This window comes from Bradyrhizobium niftali, assembly GCF_004571025.1.
In the GTDB taxonomy this organism is placed as follows: domain Bacteria; phylum Pseudomonadota; class Alphaproteobacteria; order Rhizobiales; family Xanthobacteraceae; genus Bradyrhizobium; species Bradyrhizobium niftali.
Genome location: NZ_SPQT01000025.1, coordinates 117,002 through 135,605 on the forward strand (window position 1 = coordinate 117,002; position 18,604 = coordinate 135,605).

Genomic DNA, 18,604 nt, shown 5'->3' on the forward strand with positions numbered 1-18,604 from the left:
TCCGGTATTGCGACCGTCCGCAATCGAGATATCGCGCGGTATCGGTCCCGGCCTTCGCCGGGACGACAGCAGCGGTTTGGCTAGCGGCGCCCCGCCAAAGCTATTGCAGCGCCTACTCCGCCGCGTCCCGCATTTCGGCGCGCTCGGCTTTGACCGCGCAGAACTTGAATTCCGGGATCTTGCCGAACGGATCGAGCGCCGGGTTGGTCAGGAGGTTCGCCGCCGCTTCCGCGTAGCAGAACGGCATGAACACCATGTTCTCCGGCACGTCGCGGTCGGAGCGGACCTTGACCTCGACGGCGCCGCGGCGGGTCTCCAGGCGAATGAAGTCACCCGGCGCGAGCTGCTTCTTGCGCATGTCCTTCGGGCTCATGAAGGCGACCGCCTCCGGCTCGATCTGGTCGAGCACCTGCGCGCGGCGGGTCATCGAGCCGGTGTGCCAATGCTCAAGCACGCGGCCGGTCGAGAGCACCATCGGATATTCGGCGTCGGGAAGCTCGTCCGGCGGGATGACGTGGGCCGGCACGATCTTGCCGCGCCCGCTCGCGGTCGGGAAGCCGGCGGTGAAGATGATCTCGTTGCCCGGCTTGTTCGGATCGTCCGCCGGATAGGTGACGGCACCTTCGCGCACCAGCCGTTCCCAGCTGATGTTCTTGAGCGACGGCATGAGCTCTGCCATCTCGGTGTAGACATCGCCGGGGCCGGCATAATTCCACGGCAGGCCCATGCGCTTGCCGATCTCCTGGATGATCCAGAGATCCTGCCGCGCATCGCCCGGCGGCTTGATCACCTGACGCGCGAGCTGCACGCGGCGATCGGTGTTGGTGAAGGAGCCGTCCTTCTCGGCGAAGGCCGAGGCCGGCAGGATGACGTCGGCGTGGAACGCGGTCTCGGTGACGAAGAGATCCTGCACCACGAGATGGTCGAGCATGGCGAGCGCGTGCCGCGCATGCTGGAGATCGGGGTCCGACATCGCGGGGTTCTCGCCCTCGATATACATGGCCTTGATCTCGCCGGCATGGATCGCGTTCATGATCTCGACCACCGTGAGGCCGCGCACGGGATCGAGATCCTGCTGCCACAGCTTCTCGAAGGCGCCGCGCAAGTCGTCGCGGCCGACCGGCTGGTAGTCCGGCAGGAACATCGGGATCAGGCCGGCGTCGGAGGCGCCCTGCACGTTGTTCTGGCCGCGCAGCGGATGCAGACCGGTGCCGGGGCGGCCGACCTGGCCGGTGATCAGCGCGAGCGCAATCAGGCAGCGCGCATTGTCGGTGCCGTGGACATGCTGGCTGATGCCCATGCCCCAGAAGATGATCGACGACTTTGCCCGCGCATAGGTGCGCGCAACCTCGCGCAGCGTTTGCGCCGGGACGCCGCAGATCGCTTCCATCTTCTCCGGCGTGAACTCCTTGATCTTCTCCTTGAGGTCCTCGAAGCCCTCGGTGTAGCCGGCGATGTACTGGTCGTCGGTCAGGCCTTCCGTGATGATCGTGTTGATCATCGCGTTCAGCATGGCGACGTCGGAGCCGGGCTTGAACTGCAGGTGCTTGGTCGCATAGCGCGACAGCGTCTGCCGGCGCGGGTCCATCACGAACAGCTTGGCGCCATTCTGCTTGACCGCGTTCTTGATGAAGGTGGCGGCGACCGGATGGTTCACGGTCGGGTTCGCCCCGATCACGATGATCACCTCGGCGTCCATCGCCGCCGAGAACGGCGCCGACACGGCGCCCGAACTCAGGCCTTCGAACAGCGCCGCCACCGACGAGGCGTGGCACAGCCGGGTGCAGTGGTCGACATTGTTGGAGCCGAAACCGGTGCGCACCAGCTTCTGGAACAGATAGGCCTCTTCGTTCGAGCCCTTGGCCGAGCCGAAGCCGGCGAGCGCCTTGACGCCGTTCTCGTCACGGATCTTGACGAGGCCCTTGGCGGCGATGTCGAGCGCTTCCTCCCAGCTCGCTTCGCGGAAATGGGTGAAGGGATTGGCCGGATCGACCTGGTCGTTGGCATCCTTCTTCGCATTGGGCAGCCGCACCAGCGGCTTGGTCAGGCGATGCGGATGGTGGATGTAGTCGAAGCCGAAGCGGCCCTTGACGCAGAGACGGTTGCGGTTGGCGGGACCGTCGCGGCCCTCCGCATAGATCACCTTCTCGTCCTTGACCTCATAGGTGACCTGGCAGCCGACGCCGCAGAACGGGCAGAGCGAGTCCACCTTCCTGTCGGCATAGGTGACGCGGGTCTGCTTCTCGTCGAGCATCACGGCCGGCATCAACGCGCCGGTCGGGCAGGCCTGCACGCATTCGCCGCAGGCGACGCAGGTGGACTCACCCATGGGATCGTCGAAGTCGAACACGATCTTCGAGCCATGATTGCGGTAGGCCATGCCGATGACGTCGTTGACCTGCACCTCGCGGCAGGCGCGCACGCACAGGCCGCACTGGATGCAGGCATCGAGATTGACGCGCATCGCCGGATGGCTGGCGTCGGTCGCCCAGCGCTCGGCGGCAGGAAAGCGGCTCTCGGTGACGCCGGTGGTCTCGGCCCAGTGCCAGAACTTCGAATCCGGATCGTGCGAGGTCTCGCGCGCCGGCTGGTCGGCGACGAGCAGCTCCATCACCATCTTCTGCGCCGAAACCGCGCGCGCGCTTTCGGTCTTCACCTTCATGCCGACCGACGGCGTGCGCTTGCAGGATGCGGCGAGCACGCGCTCGCCCTCGATCTCGACCATGCAGGCGCGGCAATTGCCGTCGGGGCGATAGTCGGGCGCCGGCGAGTAGCACAGATGCGGGATGTCGCGGCCCTGGCGTTTTGCGACCTGCCAGATGGTCTCGCCGGGACTGGCCTCGACCTGCTTGCCGTCGAGCTCGAACGTGATTTTGGTCATTCGGCCGCTTCCTTGAACTCGTCAGGGAAATATTTGATCACGGTGGCAAGCGGATTCGATGCCGCCTGTCCGAGCCCGCAAATCGAGGCATCGCGCATCGCCTGGCTCAATTCTTCCAGCAAGGCACGGTCCCAGACCGGCTTCTGCATCAGCAGCGCCGCCTTCTGGGTTCCGACGCGGCACGGCGTGCACTGGCCGCAGCTCTCGTCCTCGAAGAACTTCATCAGGTTCAGAGCCGCTGCGCGCACGCTGTCCTTCTGCGACAGGATCACGATCGCGGCCGAGCCGATGAAGCAGCCGTATTTCTCCAGCGTGCCGAAATCGAGCGGGATGTCGTCCATCGATGCCGGCAAAATGCCGCCGGACGCGCCGCCCGGCAGGTAGGCGTAGAAGGTGTGGCCGTCGGCCATGCCGCCGCAATATTCGTCGATCAGCTCGCGCACGGTGATGCCTGATGGCGCGAGCTTCATGCCGGGATTTTTCACGCGGCCAGAGACCGAGAAGCTGCGCAGGCCATGACGCTCGTGGCGGCCGTGGCCCTTCCACCAGTCGGCGCCCTTCTCGACGATGTCGCGCACCCACCACAGCGTCTCGATGTTGTTGATCAGCGTCGGCAGGCCGAACAGGCCGACCTGGAACGGATAAGGCGGCTTGTGCCGGGGCAGGCCGCGCTTGCCCTCGATGCTCTCGAGCAGCGAAGATTCCTCGCCGCAGATATAGGCGCCGGCGCCGCGGCGCATGTGCAGCGTCGGGCCATCCGGCGGCAGCTTTGCGATCTCGCGCTCCAGGATCTCGCGCGAGGCCGGATATTCGTCGCGCAGGTAGATGTAGACGTCGGAAGCCTGCACCACATGCGCGCCGATCAGCATGCCCTCGATGAAGCGGTGCGGATCGCTTTCGAGATAGACGCGATCCTTGAACGTGCCGGGCTCGCCCTCGTCGCCGTTGATCGCCATCAGCCGCGGACCGGGCTCGCCCAGCACCGCGCGCCATTTGCGGCCCGTCGGGAAGCCGGCGCCGCCGAGGCCGCGCAGCGAGGCGTCGTCGAGCGCCTTCAGCAGATGGTCCTTCGGCAATTCACCCGAACGAACGCGATTGAGCAGCTTGTAGCCGCCGCCCGCGACATAGGCGTCGTAGCCGATATATTTGGGCAGATGCGCGTGGGTGTCGCCGGCCTTCGCGGCCGCCATCACATTGGCGACGGTCGCATGATCGACGAAGTTGTGTCCGACTTCCGCGGCAGGTGCGGTGTCGCAGCGGCCGACGCAGGGCGCGCGCACGACGCGGATGCCGGGACCCGACGCGCTCTGCAAATCCGCGAGCAGCTTCTCGCCGCCCAGCATCGCGCAAGTGAGAGAATCGCAGACGCGGATCGTCAGCGGCGCGATGTCAGGCTCACCTTCCTTCACGATGTCGAAATGCGCGTAGAAAGTCGCGGTCTCGAACACCTCGGCGAAAGCGAGCTTCATCTCGTCGGCAAGCGCGGCGAGATGCGCCGCCGAGATCTGGTGATATGTGTCCTGGATCAGGTGGAGATATTCGATCAGGAGGTCGCGCCGCCGCGGGCGATCGCCGAGCAACTGCTCGATCTCGTGTGCGGCGGTGGGATCGACCTGCCGCCCCTTGGGCGTGGCCTTGGCTCGCTTCCGTCCCTCGCCCGGATGTTCGAACGAGCGGACCTCGTGCACGTCATGGCTCATCGATGAGTCTCGTCAACCTTCTTTAGAACAGGTCCAATTCTAACTCTTGGCATACCAGATGCCAAGAGAATTCATCCGTTCCGTTAAGCATTTAAGGGGCATGCGGCCAACAAGCCCCACGCCCCTTGCCTCGAACTGTTCGTGGAACCCGACCTCAGGTCTTGTTCATGCACTCCTCGATGTAGAACCAGCGGTCGTCGCCGGCGAGGCCCTTGGACTTCACGTCGGCACGGCAGGCCTTGAGCTTCGGCTTGTTGGCGGACCACTTCGCTTTCATGTCCTTCAGCTTCTGCATGGTGAGCTTGATCTTGCCCGGCTTGGCCTCCGTCGTCGTCGCCGGTGCGGTGGTGGCAGGTGCCGCCGCGGTTTGCGCGGACGCGGCATGAAGGCCAGCGACCAGCAACACGGCCGCAAGGCAAATTCGGGTACGAAGCATTTAAATCCCCCTAAGTCCCAGTCTCGATGATGTCTGAAAGGCGAACGCCGCGGGACGCCGATGATGAGCATCCTGCGGCTGTCTTGATAGCGATCAGAATATCTTGACCGCGCTCTCCAGCGTCTTCCAGACACCCCAGAGCAGGGGAATGCCGACGAAGGCCCAGAACAGCGCCGCCTTGGCGTCAAGCCCGCCGAACCCGATGCCGTAGGAGCCGTGCGGCCCCGCCGCGGCGGCGCTGGCGCTCGCTGCCTGCAACTTGGCGACATCGGCATCCTTCATGTGCCACTTCGAATCGACCGGCTTGATCAGATAGTTGCAGATCAGGCCCGCGATCAGCATCGCGCACAGGATGTACATGGTGGTGTTATAGAGCTGGTCGCGCGGCACGCCGGCCGCGAGCTGGAACTCGCGGATGTAGTTGACCACGACGGGGCCGATGATGCCCGCGGTGGACCATGCCGTCAGCAGCCGGCCGTGGATGGCGCCGACGAACTGCGTGCCGAACATGTCGGCGAGATAGGCCGGCACGGTCGCGAAGCCGCCGCCATACATCGACAGGATGATGCCGAAGCCGAGCACGAACAGCAGCTTCGAGCCCATCGCCGCAAAGGTCGGCGCCAGCGCATAGAGCACGATGCCGAGGATGAAGAAGGTGTAGTAGGTGTTCTTGCGTCCGATCTTGTCCGACAGCGACGCCCAGAAGAAGCGGCCGCCGATGTTGAACAGCGACAGCAATCCGGCAAAGCCCGCGGCGATCGCTGCGATCTGCGCCTTCTGCCCGGCATCGAGCGCGTTGAAGCCGACGTCCGGCAGGCCGATCAGCTTGCCGGCGAAGATCTCCTGAAGCATGGGCGAGGCCATGCCGATCACGCCGATGCCGGCCGACACGTTCAGGCAGAGCACCCACCAGATCAGCCAGAACTGCGGCGTCTTGTGTGCGTCGTTGAGATGAACGTTGTTCTTCGAGATCATCGCGTTGGCCTTGGACGGCGGGGTCCAGCCTTCCGGCTGCCAGCCGGGCGGCGGCAAGCGATAGCGGAACGCGCCGATCATCATGAACACGAAGTAGATGACGCCCATCGCAACGAAGGTCTCCCAGACGCCGACCGACGTCGGACTCTTGAAGTAGTTCATCAGGAGGTTCGCCAGCGGCGCGCCGATCATGGCGCCGCCGCCGAAGCCCATGATGGCCATGCCGGTCGCCATGCCGCGGCGGTCCGGAAACCACTTCACCAGCGTCGACACCGGCGAGATATAGCCAAGGCCAAGACCGATGCCCCCGATCACGCCCGAGCCCAGCCACAACAGCCAGAGCTGATGGGTGTAGACCCCGATCGCACCGAGGAAGAGGCCGCCGCACCAGCAGAGCGCCGAGACGAAGCCGGCCTTGCGCGGTCCCACGCGTTCCAGCCAGCCGCCCCAGACTGCAGCCGCGATACCGAGCAACACGAAGAACAGGGTGTACATCCATCCCATGCTGGCGACCTTCCAGTCGCAGCTGGTCGTGAACAGTTCCTGGAACAGCGAAATATCCCCGCAGACCTTTGGCGCGGTCAGCCCGATCGCGCGTGAGAGCGGCAACCAGAACACCGAGAAGCCGTAGGCCATGCCGATGCACAAATGGATGCACAGCGCCGCAGGCGGCACCAGCCAGCGATTGAAGCCGGCGGTCGCGATCGTCCGCTCACGATCAAGAAAGCCGGCGCCAGCGCCTGAAATCGTTCCAGCGCTCTCAATAGTCGACATACAGTCCTCCCCTAAGCCGCCCTTCTGAGCAGCCTGCCGCTAAGATCCTGATCCTCAGCCATTCACGGTGCAGCCAGCTGTCCCCGCTGCCCCGCATCATCATCCGGCGCGCGCCAGGACCGGTCACGCACCTCCGAAAAATAAACCCCGCGAGCGGGGGCTCTATGCCCGACACGACGTGCAGGCTTCGTGTTTGGCCCGTTGATCCGCGTATCGCAGACAACACTCAACCTCCGCGCCCGCACGGAGAAAGTCGATTTGGGCAGAAGCCATGATCGATGTCGATAGACAAAAGGTCGGTATCAACGCGGTAACGCGCTCACGAACGCAGCGCACCATTGGCGTTGCTTATCGGACCATTTGTTTTTTCTATCAAGAACACGATGCGCGCGTCGTTGCGCTCGGTGATCTCCACCGTGTCGCCGGTCTCGCGAATCAGGTTCGGAATGTCAATCACCGACAGGGGATCGGTGCAGTACACCTCGAGCTGATCGCCCGGCTGCAACGGTTTGAGCGCCTTGCGTGTCTTCAGGGCGGGCAGCGGGCATTTCAGCCCGGTGAGATCGAGCGTGGTTCTGGTCATGGGCGCAACATGGCGGTGCCGGTCCCTGCCGTCAACGCAACCGGTCAGAGCAGATCGGCATAGGGCAGGAAACCCACGCCCTGTCCTGGCTCGACACGCGTGATGTCCTCGCCGAGTTCGACGAGGCCGTCGGTCTCGACCAGCGACGACAACAGGCCGGCGCCTTCGCGCGGGAACTTGATGGCCTCCAGCGCGCCGTCTTCTCCGCGCCGCAGCGAGGCGCGGACATATTCGCGGCGGCCGATCTTCTTCTTGTAGGCGAACGCCGCGCGCACCGGGATCGGCAACAGCGGTTCCGGCAAACCACCCATCAGCGCCAGCGCCGTCGGCCGCACCACATGGACGAAGGTGACGAAACTCGCGACGGGATTGCCGGGCAGGCCGATCAGCGGCGTGCCGCCGATGATGCCCATCGCCACCGGACGGCCCGGCTTGATCGCCATCCGCCACAGCACCAGCGAGCCGATGCTCTCGACCGCCGCCTTGACGTGATCCTCCTCGCCGGTCGAGACGCCGCCGGTGGTGAGGATCAGGTCGTGGCTGCCTGCAACCTGCTTCAAGCCATCGGCAAGCGAGGTCCGCTCGTCACGCAGGATGCCGAGGTCGCTGACCTCGCAGCCGAGCCGGCGCAGCATCGCCATCAGCATGAAGCGGTTGGAGTCGAACAGCTGCGAGGCCGCGCGCGGCTCGCCCGGCGACGCAAGCTCGTCGCCGGTCGAGAACACCGCAACGCGGATGCGCCTGACGACGTCGAGCCTGATAAGGCCGAACGCCGCGGCAAGCGCGACATGCTGTGGCCGCAGCCGCTGGCCGGCGCGCAGCGCGACGTGCCCTTCGGGGATGTCCTCGCCGGCAGGGCGGACATTGGCGCCTGGCTTCAGCCCCGGCGGCAGCACGACCTTGCCGGTATCATCGATGCGGACATCTTCCTGCATGAAGACGGTCCCGGCATCCGGCGGCATCGGCGCGCCGGTAAAGATGCGCGCGGTGTGGCCGGGCCTGATCGGCGCCTGAACAAGGCCGCCGGCCTGGATGCGGCCATCGAGCGGGAACGCCCGTTCCGCACCGTCCGGAAGATCGGCATTGCGCACGGCATAGCCGTCGACGGCGGAATTGGTGAAGGGCGGCAGCGGCAGGGGCGCGGCGATGTCTCGGGCCAGCACGCGCCCGTCCGCGTCGACCAGCGCCACGGCTTCGAGATCGGCGATCGCGTTGACTCGCGTCGTGATCAGGCCAACGGCCTCGTCGACCGACATCATCGGTCCGCCAAAGGCAAAGCAATCGTCAGACAGTTGCGCCATGGTGCCTCGTCAGCGCATCGCAACGCTTTTCGCGACCGCTTCCTCGACCGGCATCGCCGCACGCAACAGCAACGCCGCCGCGGCCGGGATATCGTCGAGATGGACGGTCGGCAGCCGGGTGTCAATCGGGGCATCGGTCGCGATTCCGGCAATTCCGGGATCGTCGGGAAACAGCAACGGCTTGCCGTTGCCGGCACGATAGACCTCGATCTTGCGGTGCGGCTCCCGCTTGAAACCCTCGACCACGACGAGATCGACCGCAGACAGCTTGCTCAGGAGTTCCGGCAGCCGCGGCTCCGCCGCCCCGCGCAGTTCGTGCATCAGAGCCCAGCGGCTTGACGAGGCAACCAGCACCTCGGCGGCACCCGCCTCGCGATGGCGCCAGGAATCCTTGCCGGGCACGTCGACGTCGAACTGGTGATGCGCATGCTTGATGACAGAGACGCGCAGGCCCTGCGCGCTGAAATGCGGGATCAGCCGCGTCAACAGCGTGGTCTTGCCCGCGCCGCTCCAGCCTGCAAGGCCGATGACTTTCATAACCGATCCGTCTCCGCGAGCGACTGGGTCTTTGGTGGAACCGCTTCTCTCCACCGTCATTGCGAGCGTAGCGAAGCAATCCAGACTGTCTCCGCGGGGGCATTCCCGGATTGCTTCGCTGCGCTCGCAATGACGACGAGGCGGCATTTTCGCTTTCCGCCAGTATGCTTATATCGGCTTGACCCGAATGTCATGCTAACGTCGTGGCCATGATGAAGATCGACAAAGCCCCGGTGCCCCTGATCGTCCCCAACCCGGATGACCCGCGCCTGACCCAGAGCGTGACCGGGACCGACCAGACCGGCGCCAAGGTCGAGATCAAGGTGCCGATGGAGCGGCCGCTGACGCTCTACCTGAATTCCCAGGAGATCGTCACCATGATGACGATCGGCGATTATCCGGAATATCTGGCGCTGGGCTATCTGCTCAACCAGAACATGCTGAAATATAATGACGCAGTCACCGAGGTCGAATACGACGACGATCTCCAGGTGGTCGTCGTACGCACCGAGCACAACACCAACTTCGAGGCCAAGCTGAAGAAGCGCACGCAGACCTCGGGCTGCGCGCAGGGCACCGCCTTCGGCGATCTGCTGGAAGCGGTCGAGAGCGTCGCGCTGCCGAAGGCGGAGCTGCGCACCTCCTGGCTCTACCAGATGACGCAGACCATCAACACCATGCCCTCGCTGTATCTGGAGGCGGGTGCGATCCATGGCTGCGTGCTCTGCAAGGAGGGCGAGCCGCTGTGCTACACCGAGGACGTCGGCCGCCACAACGCCGTCGACAAGATCGCGGGCTGGATGTACCGCCACGGCGTCGATGCCGGCGACAAGATCCTCTACACCACGGGCCGTCTCACCTCGGAGATGGTGATCAAGACGGTGCGCATGGGCATTCCGATCCTGGTGTCGCGCTCCGGCTTCACCGCCTGGGGCGTCGATCTCGCAAGGCAAGTGGGCCTGACGCTGGTCGGCCGCACCCGCGGCAAGCGCTTCATCGCGCTCGCGGGCGAGGAACGCATCGTCTACGACCAGAACCTCGCTTACGTCGAGGAAGAGTCGGCCAAGCACAAGCGCAAGGGTGAAGGTGGTGACGACTGAAATTCCGGCAACGCAAGGCGTGCTGCTCGCCGGCGGTCTCGCGCGACGCATGGGCGGCGGCGACAAGCCGATGCGCACCATAGGCGGACGCACCATCCTGGAGCGCGTGATCGCACGCCTTTCGCCCCAGTGCGGCGGGCTGATCCTCAATGCCAACGGCGATCCCGCGCGTTTCGCCGCGTTCGGTTTGCAGGTCGTCGCCGACGACGTGCCCGGCTTTCCCGGCCCGCTCGCCGGCATCCTCGCCGCGCTCGACTGGACCGCCGCGAACCGGCCGGAGCTCGCATGGGTGCTCAGCGCCGCCGGCGACTGCCCATTCCTGCCGCGCGATCTCGTCGCGCGCCTGCATGAAACCCGTGAGCGGGAGAGCGCGCAGCTCGCGGTCGCTGCGTCAGGCGACCAGTCGCATCCGGTGATCGGGCTGTGGCGCGTTACCTTGCGCGACGAACTGCGCCACGCCCTGGTCGTCGAGGACCTGCGCAAGATCGACCGCTGGACCGCACGTTATCCGCTCGCAACGGTGACGTGGCCGGCCGAGCCGCTCGATCCGTTCTTCAACGCCAACACGGTCGAGGACATCGCCGAGGCCGAGCGGCTCGCGGCGCTCGACGACGCGGCCTAGCCCCAGCGCGCGCAACACCTTCATGGCGTTGCAGCCGATCTGGATGCCGGCGCCAATGCGGGCGAATTGGGAGGCCTGCTCGTAGACCATCGCATCGATGCCGACGCGCCGCAGCGCCGCGGCGGTCGCAAGCCCGCCCATGCCGGCACCGACGATCGCAACCGAAAGCGGCCTTGCCATCGCGTCCCCCACCTGTCGCGCAGCTTGAAACGCCGCGCCGTCATCTATCGTCTACGCGGGCCTGAAGCCCGCTCGCTCCAGTGCCGCACGCGCCTCGTTCGAGCCGAGGGCGTCGAGAAAGGCCTGCACCGCCGGACGCTGCTTGCGCGCCGTCACCAATGCGAAGTCATAATGCTCTTCCGCGAGCGGAATGAAACCGAGGCCGACCGCATCGGCGACCGGCGCAATGGTCATGCCCCAGTCGGCGCGGTGCTGCGCGACGGCCGCGGCAACAGCATTGTGCGAGCGCGGCTGGTTCCAATAACCTTCGGGGCGCGCACCGGCGAGCAGCCGGTCGATCAGGATACGCGTGCCGGCGCCCTGGTTGCGGTTGACCATGATGCAGGCGGGGTCCGTGAGCGCGGCCGCAACGGCGTCCTTTGCGCCGAGGCCCTCGAAGCGCTTGTCGCCCTTGCGGAACACGATGCCCTGCATCCGCCGCCAGCCCGGCACGAGCTCGAGCCCTTCGACCAGGTAAGGCGTGTTGTAGGTCTCGGTTCTGTCGTCGAACAGATGGATCGGCGCGAGATCGCACTCGCCCCGTTTCGCCGCCGCAAGCCCGCCGAGGCTGCCGACCGCGATCGAGCGCACGGTGAGGCCCGCATGCGCGAGCTGTGCGGTGACGAGGTCGAGGCCTGTGCAATGACTGCCGACGATGACGAGATCGGGCACCCGCACATGCGGCGTGAACAGCGTCACCTCGGCCTCGGTCCCCGCGGGCATCTGGTCGGCGAGTGCGTCGATGCGCAAAAAGCCGTCGGCCTGCGCGAAGGACGTGATCGCACCGGAGCCTTTGCCGGAGGGATAGGCGATCATACCGTCCCTGCCCTCGACCAGCGAGACCATGACGAATTCGGTGCGGCCGAGCTCCGAGGCGATGCGCACCGGCACGGTCGCGCTGACCTTGGCATCGGAGCGCGGCGGCAGGCCGGCCATCCTGCGCAGCACCGGTACGATCATGTCGTGGAAGGTGAACATCGCCGAGGTCGGAAAGCCCGGCAGGATCACCACCGGCTTGCCGTCGCAGACCGCGAGGCACAGCGGCTTGCCGGGCTTGAGCGCAACGCCATGCGCGACGATGCCGGGCTGGCCGAGCCGGCCGATGATGCGATGGGACAGGTCGCCGGCGCCTTTCGACGTGCCGCCGGACAGCACCAGCATGTCGGCGTCCGCCAGCGCGCGACGCATGGCGGCTTCGAGCTTCGCTTCGTCGTCGGGAATGGCGCCAAGGAAGATTGCCGCGCCGCCATTTTCGTCGATCGCAGCGGCGACGATCGCGCCGTTGGTGTCGTAGATCTCGGCGGGCGCGAGCATCTCGCCGGGCTGGACCAGTTCGTCGCCGGTCGAGATCACCGCGACACGCGGCTTGCGCGCCACGGCCACCTCGGCGATGCCGCAGGCCGCCAGCATGCCGATCTCGCGTGAGCCGATGGTCGTGCCGGCACGCAGCAGCGCTTCGCCGCGCGCGATGTCGGAGCCCGCATAGGACACGAACTGTCCGGGAGATGCGGCACGGCGGACATCGATCCCATCCGGTCCGGCCGGCTGGGTGTGCTCGACCATGACGACGGCGTCGGCGCCGCGCGGCAGCGGGCCGCCGGTGGCGATCGGCGTCGCGGTGCCCGTGGCGACTTGCATCCTCGGCGCGGTGCCGCAATGGATGGTCTCGCCGTTCAACGCAAGGCGAACAGGCGCACCTTCGCCGGCCGCGGCGAGGTCCGCCGAGCGGACGGCAAAGCCGTCGACATTGGAACGGTCGAACGGCGGGACGTCGATCGGTGCTGTGACGTCTTCGGCGAGCGCCGCGCCGAGCGTATCGGCAAGCTTGCGCGTTTCGCTCGGAATCGCGCGCGGAAACAGCGCCGCCTCGAAGCGCGCCATCGCCTCCTCGCGCGAAAGGATCTTCAGGAACTGCTCCTGTTCGAGCGCGCTGCGGTCTTGCGATTGCGGGATCATCGTCATGCCGGAACCCATATCACTCCCGCATCAGATAGGCATCGACCGGTGCGCCCGCTGCAAATCCCTCGTGACTGGCAGGAATGATCAGCCATGCATCCGCACCGGCAATGGCCTGGAACGGCCACTCCCCCACCGCAAGCGGCATCCAAGCATGATGTTCCCCGGCCAGCAGTGCGATTTCGGCAATGCCGACACTGGATGCGATTTTTCGCGCGAGCGGCAGGGTCACCTGTCGGCGGGGCCGGCGCGCCGACAAGCGATCGACGAGCGGAAGCGCCAGCGCGAACCAGACTGCGAGCGCATGGTCCGGCGAGCCGGGCAAGCCAACGACGGGAACTTTGCCAAGCCGCCCGATCGCGGCGGTGCGGCCGGGCTGAAGCGCAATGCCATGGGCGATCATGTCACCGCGCCGCGCCAGCGCCGTGACGGCGGCATCGCGGCGGCCGACGCCGCTGCCGCCGACAATCAGCAGCAGGTCGCAAGAGGAAGCATCGAGCATATCGGCGATCGATGCGTCATCGCGCGCGGCGGCCTCAAACGCCTTCACATCCAGTCCCGCGGCGCGCGCGATCTCGGCAATCATATGCGCCGTCGCCGTTGCGCCCGGTACATTGACGATGCGCAGCCGCGGCCGCCGCACCTTCAGCCTGTCCACCGCCGCGACGCCGGCGAGCATCAGCGCGGCCGGACCGACCGGATACCCGTCAGCGCCGGCAGGCGTGCGAACGGCGATGTCGCTTCCGGCGCGGCGGACGCCCTGCCCCGGGACGCCCTCCGCCAGTGCCTGCGCAAGCGGACCAGACATCTCGACGGCGTCGGCATCGAGCACACAGTCGCATCCGGCCGGCATCGCGTCGCCGGCCTCGACCCAGGCCGGCGCCGTCGCCAGAGGCGATGGCGAATAGGCGGACGCGCCGACGAGATCATTGGCGCGCAACGCCCACCCGTCTGTGCCGGCAATGTCGTGCGGCGGATAGGCCGCCAGCAGCGGAGCGTCCGCCGCGATACAGCCGACCGCTTCAGTCAACGGCAACGCGACAGATGCGATCGGTTCAACGTCTCGCAGCAACGCGGCAAGCGCGGTATCGAGCGGCGTCAGCGATGGCGGCAGGCGCTGGGTCATGCGCCATGATGGACCATGCATCGCTCCGTTTGGCAACCGCCGCGGATGCAGATGTCAGCCGGCCGACTTGTCCGCATTCGGAAAGAACAGCTGCTGCCCGTCGACCCTGTAGCCGGCGATCGCCGCCTGCCCGTCCGGCGAGATCAGCCAGTCGATGAAGGTCTGCCCCAGCTCCTTCTTCACGCTCGGAAACTTCTCGGGGTTGACCAGCATCACGCCGTATTGGTTGAGCAGCCGCTTGTCGCCTTCGACGATGACGTCGAGATCGCCGCGCTCTCGGAAGGCGATCCAGCTGCCGCGATCCGACAGAACATACGCATTTGCGACACGCGCAGCTTCGAGCGCTGCGCCCATGCCCTCTTTGGCCTCGCGATACCATGCGCCCTTGGCAGCGGCGATATCGATGCCGGCGACGATCCAGAGCGCGAGCTCCGCGGCGTGCGTGCCGGAGCGATCGCCGCGCGTCACGAACGGCGCGCCCTTGGCCTCGATCGCCTTCAGCGCGGTGGCGATGTCCTTGCCCTTCACGCCGGCAGGATCGCTCTTCGGCCCGATCAACACATAGTCGTTGTACATCACGTCAAAACGCTTCACGGCAAAACCGTCGGCGACGAATTTCTCCTCCTGCGGCCGTGCGTGCATCAGCACGACGTCGACTTCGCCCCTTCGCGCGCCGTCGAGCACTTCATCGGCACGCCGCGCGATCACCGTCACCTCGATGCCGGTCTTCTCGCGGAAGATCGGCAGCAGATGATCGAGCAGGCCGGACTCCTGTGTCGCCGTGGTCGAGGCCAGCACGATCGCGCGGTCCTCCGCGAACGACGCCGCCACGCCCGCGGCGAGGCCGCAGAGAAGCGCGAGTGCAACGGACAGGCGGCGAAAGGCCATGAGCTGGTTCCCATTGGATACGGCCGTGATCATGAGGATCGATTGCGCCGCACTCGTGACGCATTTGCCCTCGCGCGCTTCCGTTCGGGAAATTTCGGCAATACACCGAGCGGCGCCGATTGCGCGCGCGACAGCCGCAAGGCCCGCACCACGTGAGCACCTCAGGATCGTTCACCAAAGCGGAAGACGCGACCGCGGATGTGTTGCAAAGCAACGAGATGACCGGGCATGGTTCCCACGGACCCAAAATGAACTGCAGAATTCCACCTGCGACGAAAGTCCAAAAAGAAGCAAGAATTTGCATAGGAATGCAGGATGGAATTCCTGACGACCAGTGAAGCCGCCGACTATCTCCGACTTGGCGAACGCAAGCTCTACGAACTCGTCACCACCGGCGCGATCCCCTGCAGCAAGGTGACCGGGAAGTGGCTCTTCCCGCGGCACGAGCTCGATCTCTGGGTGCTGTCCGGGCTGGCGCGCCCTGCGGGCATGCTGGCCACGGAGCCGCCACCCGTCATGGGCGGCAGCCAGGACGAATTGCTGGATTGGAGCCTGCGCGAATCCGGCTCCGGCCTGGGATCGATGAGCGAGGGAAGCGCGCGCGGGCTCGAGCGCCTCCAGCGCGACGAGGTGACGGCTGTCGCCGTGCACTTCCACAGCCTGGATGCCGCCGGCAATCTTGCCTCCGACGCCAATGTGACGGCGCTGCGGGACGCGCCGGGCCTGCATGACGCGCTGCTGGTCGCATTCGCGCGCCGCGAGCAGGGTCTCGTGCTGCCGCCGGGCAATCCGAAGCGATTGCGCGGTCTCGCCGACGTGCTCGCGCTCGGCGCCAGGATGGCCATGCGACAACAGGGCACAGGCGCGCAGATGCTGCTCGACGTGCTCCTGAAGCGCGCGGACGCCACCACGCGCGACTTGCGCCGGCTGGAGACGCCGGCCCTGACCGGGCCGGATCTCGCCGAAATGGTCCGCGCCGGCCAGGCCGATTGCGGCGTGGCGACACGCGCGGCGGCGCGCTCGGCCGGCCTCGATTTCGTGCCGCTCGTCTGGGAGAATTTCGACCTCGCGATGCGGCAGCGCAGCTATTTCCGCCCCACCACGCAGGCCCTGATCCGGTTCCTGAGCGAACGGCGGCTGCGCCAGCGCGCCGAGGAGCTGACCGGCTACGACCCCTCGCCGGCGGGGCAGATCCGCTTCGCGGCCTGACATTGACGCCCGCCCCCAAATAGTTGCAAAAGAAACCAATTCAGCCGGGCATACCCGGGCAACACCGGCCAACGAGCCGGATCAGGGGAGGACAAGCGTGAATCCAGCAAGATTTCGACTGCCGGTCGCGGCCGTCCTGGCGGCGACGTTGCTGCCGGGTGCCGCATCGGCGCAGGTTTCCGACAACGTCGTCAAGATCGGCGTGCTCACCGACATGAACGGTCCCGCCTCCGCGCCGACCGGCCAAGGCTCGGTGACGGCGGCGCAGATGGCGATCGACGATTTCGGCGGCACCGTGCTCGGCAAGCCGATCAGCATCGTGATCGGCGACCACCAGCTTAAGGCCGACATCGGCGGCGGCATCGCGCGGCGCTGGTACGATGTCGACCAGGTCGATCTGATCGTCGACGTGCCGGTCTCCGCCGTCGGGCTCGCGGTGCAGAACGTCGCCAACGAGAAGAAGCGGCTGTTCATCACCCACTCCACCGGCACCGCCGATTTCCACGGCAAGTTCTGCTCGCCCTACGCGATCCAGTGGGTGTTCGACACCCGCGCGCTCGCGGTCGGCACCGCGGATGCGGTGGTCAAGCGCGGCGGCGACAGCTGGTTCTTCATCACCGACGACTACGCCTTCGGCCATTCGCTGGAGCGCGACGCCTCCAGCGTCGTCACCGCCAATGGCGGCAAGGTGCTCGGCTCGGTGAAACCGCCGCTGGCAACGCCCGATCTCTCATCGTTCGTGCTGCAGGCACAGGCCTCCAAGGCCAAGATCATCGGCATTGCGGCAGGTCCCCCGAACAACATGAACGAGATCAAGACCGGCTCGGAGTTCGGCGTGTTCAAGGGCGGCCAGCAGATGGCGGCGCTGCTGGCGCTGATCACCGACATTCACGGCCTCGGCCTGCAGGCCGCGCAGGGCCTGCTGCTGACCACCTCGTTCTACTGGGACATGGACGACAAGACCCGCGAATGGTCGAAGCGCTATTTCGCCAAGATGAACAAGATGCCGTCGATGTGGCAGGCCGGCGTCTATTCGAGCGTGATGCACTATCTCAACGCCATCAAGGAGACCGGCACCGACGATCCGCTGAAGGTCGCGGCCAAGATGCGGGAAAAGCCGATCGAGGATTTCTTCGCCCGCAACGGCAAACTGCGCGAGGACAATCTGATGGTGCACGACCTCTGGCTGGTGCAGGTGAAGACGCCTGAGGAAAGCAAATATCCGTGGGACTATTACAAGATCCTCACGACCATCTCGGGCGACAAGGCGTTCGGGCCGCCGGACCCGGCGTGTGCGATGGTGAAGAAGTGACGATCGCTTAAAGCGACCGTCACTTCACCACGCCGATCTCGCGAAAGTACTTCATCACGCCCGGATGAATCAGCTCCGGCTTCGGTGCCGCCGCGACGGTGTTCGCCGCGGTCGTCTCGCAGGCCTGCGCGAGCTTCTTGCAGAACACCGCCTCCGCACCGTGCAGCATCCTTGCCAGCCGGTAGGCGACATCATCGGGCAGGTCTTCGCGCGTGAGCACAAAGCTCCACGAGCCGAGCGAGGCAATCGGCTCCGTCTGCTTCGGGTAGGAGCCCGCCGGCACGGTCAGCGGCTTCAGGAAAGCATGCTTGGCGCGAATGCGCGTGATCTCTTCCGCGCTCGGGGCGATGAAGCGCGCGCCTGATGCGCTCGATGCGACCGCGGCAAAGCCGGGCCAGCCGATGCCGGCGCCCCACAGCGCGGCGACGCGTCCGTCCTCGACCATCGCGGGACCATCGCCGGCGCGGTCGAGATAGACGGCCTTGAAGTCCTCGTCCTGCCTCAACCCGAGACCATCGAGCACGTAGCGCGCCAGGATCGGCAGGCCCGAGCCCTTGGCGCCGAACGCCACCGGCTGGCCAGCGAGATCGGCAATCGTCTTGTACGGACTGTCCGCGCGCACCACGAACATGCCAGGATTGGAATAGATCGCGGTGAGGATCTTCAGCGACACCTTCGCGCGGCCGATGCCGGCAAAGGCCTCGTAGGCCGGCTCGCCCGCGACCAAAGCGAGATCGAGCTCGCCCTTCTCCAGCAGCGGAATGTTCTCGTTGCTGCCCTTGGTGTTGCGGGGTGCGATGGTGATTTGCGGATCGGCCGCGTTCATCACCTCCGCAAAGGCGTTGCCATAGAGCGGGAAGCCGCCGCCGGGCGTCGCGGTGCCCAGGCTGAGTGTCGTGGTCGAAATGGGCGTGCCTCCGGTTTGAGCAGCGGCGGGGCTCAAGAGCAGCACTGCTACGAGAAGGATGATTGCGAATCTCATGAT

The 18,604-nt window shown here is 66.1% G+C and carries 15 protein-coding genes and 1 pseudogene; 4 read left to right on the forward strand and 12 right to left on the reverse strand.

What is annotated here, in order from left to right:
- Positions 1-112: 112 nt before the first annotated feature.
- The 7 genes from fdhF to mobB form a co-directional block, all read right to left on the reverse strand.
- Entirely contained in the window at positions 113-2,881 is a 2,769-nt protein-coding gene (gene fdhF / locus E4K65_RS33860) for a formate dehydrogenase subunit alpha (RefSeq protein WP_135177821.1), read from the reverse strand.
- On the reverse strand, positions 2,878-4,581 hold the full coding sequence (locus tag E4K65_RS33865; RefSeq protein ID WP_135177822.1) for an NADH-ubiquinone oxidoreductase-F iron-sulfur binding region domain-containing protein: 1,704 nt from the start codon (positions 4,579-4,581) through the stop codon (positions 2,878-2,880). Before E4K65_RS33865 ends, fdhF begins: the two co-directional genes overlap by 4 nt.
- Positions 4,582-4,735: 154 nt before the next feature.
- Positions 4,736-5,017, reverse strand: coding sequence for a hypothetical protein (locus E4K65_RS33870; protein WP_135177823.1), 282 nt, complete (start codon positions 5,015-5,017; stop codon positions 4,736-4,738).
- Positions 5,018-5,110: 93 nt separating this feature from the next.
- Complete coding sequence (locus tag E4K65_RS33875; protein ID WP_135177824.1) at positions 5,111-6,766, reverse strand: OFA family MFS transporter; 1,656 nt, start codon at positions 6,764-6,766, stop codon at positions 5,111-5,113.
- 319 nt (positions 6,767-7,085) lie between these two features.
- On the reverse strand, positions 7,086-7,349 hold the full coding sequence (locus E4K65_RS33880; RefSeq protein WP_135177825.1) for a sulfurtransferase TusA family protein: 264 nt from the start codon (positions 7,347-7,349) through the stop codon (positions 7,086-7,088).
- A gap of 44 nt (positions 7,350-7,393) precedes the next feature.
- Positions 7,394-8,650: a molybdopterin molybdotransferase MoeA gene (locus tag E4K65_RS33885; protein ID WP_135177826.1), complete on the reverse strand. Its 1,257-nt coding sequence runs from the start codon at positions 8,648-8,650 to the stop codon at positions 7,394-7,396.
- A gap of 9 nt (positions 8,651-8,659) precedes the next feature.
- Positions 8,660-9,187, reverse strand: coding sequence for a molybdopterin-guanine dinucleotide biosynthesis protein B (mobB, locus tag E4K65_RS33890; RefSeq protein WP_135177827.1), 528 nt, complete (start codon positions 9,185-9,187; stop codon positions 8,660-8,662).
- A gap of 209 nt (positions 9,188-9,396) precedes the next feature.
- Between mobB and fdhD the strand changes: the two genes are divergently transcribed.
- Complete coding sequence (fdhD, locus tag E4K65_RS33895) at positions 9,397-10,287, forward strand: formate dehydrogenase accessory sulfurtransferase FdhD (protein WP_167771373.1); 891 nt, start codon at positions 9,397-9,399, stop codon at positions 10,285-10,287.
- Positions 10,268-10,909 (forward strand): molybdenum cofactor guanylyltransferase MobA, encoded by a 642-nt coding sequence (gene mobA / locus E4K65_RS33900; RefSeq protein ID WP_135177829.1) that lies wholly within the window; start codon positions 10,268-10,270, stop codon positions 10,907-10,909. The genes fdhD and mobA overlap by 20 nt, the downstream gene beginning before the upstream one ends.
- Before the next feature lie 42 nt (positions 10,910-10,951).
- Here the strand turns inward: mobA and E4K65_RS48935 are convergent.
- From E4K65_RS48935 to E4K65_RS33920, 4 genes and pseudogenes are all read right to left on the reverse strand, one after another.
- Positions 10,952-11,089: pseudogene (locus E4K65_RS48935) on the reverse strand (NAD(P)-binding protein); the annotation flags it as partial.
- Positions 11,090-11,140: 51 nt separating this feature from the next.
- Positions 11,141-13,090 carry a molybdopterin biosynthesis protein gene (locus E4K65_RS33910; RefSeq protein WP_167771375.1) on the reverse strand — a complete coding sequence of 650 codons (1,950 nt, stop codon included), beginning with the start codon at positions 13,088-13,090 and terminating at the stop codon, positions 11,141-11,143.
- A 13-nt stretch (positions 13,091-13,103) separates the two neighbouring features.
- Entirely contained in the window at positions 13,104-14,210 is a 1,107-nt protein-coding gene (locus E4K65_RS33915) for a molybdopterin-binding protein (RefSeq protein WP_135177831.1), read from the reverse strand.
- Between the two features lie 54 nt (positions 14,211-14,264).
- Positions 14,265-15,098: an ABC transporter substrate-binding protein gene (locus E4K65_RS33920; protein ID WP_135177832.1), complete on the reverse strand. Its 834-nt coding sequence runs from the start codon at positions 15,096-15,098 to the stop codon at positions 14,265-14,267.
- Positions 15,099-15,413: 315 nt separating this feature from the next.
- Between E4K65_RS33920 and E4K65_RS33925 the strand changes: the two genes are divergently transcribed.
- Together E4K65_RS33925 and E4K65_RS33930 are read left to right on the forward strand one after the other, a co-directional pair.
- Positions 15,414-16,307: a substrate-binding domain-containing protein gene (locus tag E4K65_RS33925; protein ID WP_135177833.1), complete on the forward strand. Its 894-nt coding sequence runs from the start codon at positions 15,414-15,416 to the stop codon at positions 16,305-16,307.
- Between the two features lie 97 nt (positions 16,308-16,404).
- Positions 16,405-17,619 (forward strand): ABC transporter substrate-binding protein, encoded by a 1,215-nt coding sequence (locus E4K65_RS33930; protein WP_135177834.1) that lies wholly within the window; start codon positions 16,405-16,407, stop codon positions 17,617-17,619.
- A 19-nt stretch (positions 17,620-17,638) separates the two neighbouring features.
- Here E4K65_RS33930 and E4K65_RS33935 read toward each other — a convergent pair whose 3' ends face one another.
- Positions 17,639-18,601, reverse strand: coding sequence for a TAXI family TRAP transporter solute-binding subunit (locus E4K65_RS33935; RefSeq protein ID WP_135177835.1), 963 nt, complete (start codon positions 18,599-18,601; stop codon positions 17,639-17,641).
- Positions 18,602-18,604 lie beyond the last annotated feature (3 nt).